At 60.6% G+C, this 3,033-nt stretch carries 6 protein-coding genes and 1 pseudogene; all 7 read left to right on the forward strand.

Annotated elements, in window-relative coordinates; all coding sequences use genetic code 11:
- Window positions 1–352, forward strand: a pseudogene (locus tag V7D69_RS15655) (excinuclease ABC subunit UvrA); the annotation flags it as partial.
- A 153-nt stretch (window positions 353–505) separates the two neighbouring features.
- Window positions 506–1,171 (forward strand): hypothetical protein, encoded by a 666-nt coding sequence (locus V7D69_RS15660; RefSeq protein WP_333606288.1) that lies wholly within the window; start codon window positions 506–508, stop codon window positions 1,169–1,171.
- A gap of 5 nt (window positions 1,172–1,176) precedes the next feature.
- Complete coding sequence (locus tag V7D69_RS15665) at window positions 1,177–1,773, forward strand: hypothetical protein (RefSeq protein WP_333606289.1); 597 nt, start codon at window positions 1,177–1,179, stop codon at window positions 1,771–1,773.
- Window positions 1,774–1,804: 31 nt separating this feature from the next.
- Window positions 1,805–2,356: a hypothetical protein gene (locus V7D69_RS15670; protein WP_333606290.1), complete on the forward strand. Its 552-nt coding sequence runs from the start codon at window positions 1,805–1,807 to the stop codon at window positions 2,354–2,356.
- Window positions 2,343–2,534, forward strand: a complete 192-nt coding sequence (locus V7D69_RS15675) for a hypothetical protein (RefSeq protein ID WP_333606291.1) — start codon at window positions 2,343–2,345, stop codon at window positions 2,532–2,534. The genes V7D69_RS15670 and V7D69_RS15675 overlap by 14 nt, the downstream gene beginning before the upstream one ends.
- A gap of 76 nt (window positions 2,535–2,610) precedes the next feature.
- Complete coding sequence (gene relB / locus V7D69_RS15680; RefSeq protein WP_333606292.1) at window positions 2,611–2,793, forward strand: type II toxin-antitoxin system RelB family antitoxin; 183 nt, start codon at window positions 2,611–2,613, stop codon at window positions 2,791–2,793.
- Window positions 2,793–3,033: type II toxin-antitoxin system RelE/ParE family toxin (locus V7D69_RS15685; protein ID WP_333606293.1), on the forward strand; the 241-nt coding region annotated here is incomplete at its 3' end. The genes relB and V7D69_RS15685, both read left to right, overlap by 1 nt.

A 3,033-nucleotide genomic window follows, 5' to 3' on the forward strand; every position in this document is an offset into this window, starting at 1 on the left:
CGGCGAAGCCCAGCGCGTCAAGCTCGCCAAGGAACTCTCCCGCCGCGCCACCGGCCAGACCCTCTATATCTTGGACGAACCCACCACCGGCCTCCACTTCGAGGACGTCCGCAAGCTGCTCGAAGTCCTCCACGCGCTGGTCGAACAGGGCAACAGCGTGGTGGTCATTGAACATAATCTCGACGTCATCAAAACGGCGGATTGGATCATTGACATGGGCCCCGAAGGCGGCGTGAAGGGCGGCGAAGTCGTCGCCGAAGGCACGCCGGAAAAGGTCGCGAAGAACGCCCGGAGCTTCACCGGGCGCTATCTGGCGCCGTTGCTGGGGTTGGAGGCTGTGGCGGCGGAATAGGGACGAAGCTCACATTGCGAAACGGACCGTTTCGCAACAATCAGGAAGGCTTCTCCGATTGACCAATTTCGCGTGCCAAATCATACTGATGGAACGCTCGCGCGGGGGTTTGCGCGGGATATGTATAACGGGGGTTCAACAGTGAAATATCTGATGCTTCTGGCTGCCTTATTCGCGGCCAGCACAACGGCGCAAGCGAAACAGCGCACGGTGATCGAAGATCTGCCCAAGGAGATCGTCGACAACAACCATGTCACCGCGGTAGAAGTGATCATAGCCGACACCGCCAGGGAAAAGCTCGATAAGCTCGAAGCCAAGGCAGCGGAAAAGCGGACGGCAGCAGGACTTGCCGCTTACGATCCCGCCTCTGCTCGCCCCGCTCACACCGAATATGCGACCCTGCCGTTCGAGGTCATGTTTCCTCTCGTGATGCAGGATGTCACGCGCGACTGGGGCTTGACCGAGGGCAAAGGCGTCCCAATCAAACTGCGCATCACCGTAGAGGCGATCAAGACGGCAAATGCGGCTATGGCTCTCCTGATCAGCAGTTCGTCGGACGAACTTGCAGGTAAGGTGGACATTTTCAACGCAACCGGCGACCAAAATCTCGGCTCCTTCTATGTCCATGTGCTCAATTCGCACGGCGGCTGGGGCGGCCTGCTCATCCGTGGCAGTGGCATCCGGGAGAAGCTGGCGGAAGAATTCTCTCTGGAGAGCGCTCGCATCCTCACCGGCAGCACCAAGAAGGACTGGAAGAAGCGGGTAAAGGCGCGCGAAAAGGCCGCTCAAACCTCAATCGCCAGCGCCACGGCGAATTGAGCAACATGAAGCCGTGGCTTTGTGTGACGGTGGCGAGCGCAACGCTCGCCGCCGCTTCGCCTGCAGGCAGCCGTGTCGTGGACTACAGCCTCGACAAGGCAGCGATTGAAAGCGCCGCTCAGGATCAGGGCATCCAGGGGCCCTTTTCCGATGCACCCGATCCAGCGTCATTGCCCATTGCCCTGGAAAATGCCTCGGCCGCCGATCACACGGCAAAGATCGTCAGCCTGAGTTGCCAGGCATATAAGATGGAAAATCCCATATCGGCGTTGATGCAGCGACTTCTGCCATCCCCGCCGCCGGAACCTGCACGACTGACGCTGCGCCTGACCAGCGGTTCGACCCTCTTGCGGTGCCTGCGCACCGGTGAATTCAAGGGGATTTGCAAAAACGAGGTCAAACTCTCGGCAGAGGTTCGCATCCAGCTTGCTGACGGCTCTTCCATCACACGCCCCATTTCGACGAGCGTGGAACGCGAGGGACGGGTCGGAGGCTTTTGCGGAAATATGGCCCGCTACACCGCCATTGTCAGTCGCGAAGCCGGGATAGAACTATTGAAAAAAGCAAGCGCCCTCTATCAAGAAACGACTGTTGCGCCATAGGCGGCGGCATCCACTCCAATAGTAGGCTTCCATGCCCCACTATCGCCCAGAATTCACCGCCGCGCTCGAAATCTTCGCGCGCATCAGCGATGCCATGACGGCACGAGGTTTCACCCGCCCCATTCTTGTTGGGGGAGCGGCTGTAGAATTTTACAGCATGGGCTTCATCACGACCGGCGACTTCGATCTCTGCTCACCGGCACAAGATGCGCTGGAAGAGGAATTCCAGCGCCAAGGCTTTGTCCGCCCATCGGGACCGGGCCGCGCCACGCGCGGCTGGGTTCATCCCGATCTTGGCCTTGGCTTCGAGGTTGTCGGCGACATGCCGCTGGATGGCGCTGTGACGCGCGAACATATCGCCCTTGTCGAAGATTTCGAAAATGGCCCGCCCTTCGCCATCATTTCGGTGGAAGACCTGATTGCCGACCGCATGGGCCAATATGCTTCGGGCACAGCCCGCGAGATGCTGGCGCAGGCCAAAACGCTGCTCCGTCTTCACCCGGGCGCGAATATGGACTATCTTGAACACCGCGTCCGCCATGAAACCGGCGGTGATTTCGGAGCAGACGATGTCCGCAACTGACAAGCCCGAAAATTGGCTCGGCCGCCGCATCGCCTTCAAGAGCTTTGCGGCCGATCTCGCACGCCGCCGCGAAGCGCTTGGCGATGCCGCCATCATGCCCCGCAACAGCGGCACCCGCCGCACCGCCAGCAAGAAAGCGCTGCTCAAAGCCATAAAGGACGCCGGCGGCAACTGGTAATCCAACCCATCCAAATCGGACCAATCCCGGCCGTCGCTGATTGGCACCACCCTGCATCGCTGATATTCTCCGTCCCATGACCAAACTCACCCCCATCGAGTCCGAGTTCGCGACGACCGAGGAGGCCGAGGCCTACGACGCCTGGTTCCGCGCGAAGGTGGAAGCCGCCCTGGCCGATCCCCGGCCCGGCATCCCGCATGATCAGGTCATGGCGAAACTGCGCGCGATGATCGAGGCCAAGAAAGCCAAGCAGGCCTGATGCCGCACATCATCTGGCGCCCGAAGGCGCGCGAAGATGCCGACCGGATCATCGACTATATTTCCGATCGCAATCCCGCAGCCGCCGCTCGCCTTGCCGATCTGCTCGAATATGCCGCCGAGCGCCTCGCCGATCATCCCTATATGCACCGCGCCGGGCGCGTCCCCGACACGCGCGAAGCAATCATCACCCCCAATTACGTCCTCGTCTATCGTGTCTCGGAGATCATCGAGATACTGG

Source organism: Novosphingobium sp. (genome assembly GCF_036733805.1).
GTDB lineage: Bacteria > Pseudomonadota > Alphaproteobacteria > Sphingomonadales > Sphingomonadaceae > Novosphingobium.

Coding starts and splice junctions, on each gene's coding strand:
- V7D69_RS15660 (WP_333606288.1), top strand. CDS start 506: ATGCTTCTGGCTGCCTTATTCGCGGCCAGCACAACGGCGCAAGCGAAA.
- V7D69_RS15665 (WP_333606289.1), top strand. CDS start 1,177: ATGAAGCCGTGGCTTTGTGTGACGGTGGCGAGCGCAACGCTCGCCGCC.
- V7D69_RS15670 (WP_333606290.1), top strand. CDS start 1,805: ATGCCCCACTATCGCCCAGAATTCACCGCCGCGCTCGAAATCTTCGCG.
- V7D69_RS15675 (WP_333606291.1), top strand. CDS start 2,343: ATGTCCGCAACTGACAAGCCCGAAAATTGGCTCGGCCGCCGCATCGCC.
- relB (WP_333606292.1), top strand. CDS start 2,611: ATGACCAAACTCACCCCCATCGAGTCCGAGTTCGCGACGACCGAGGAG.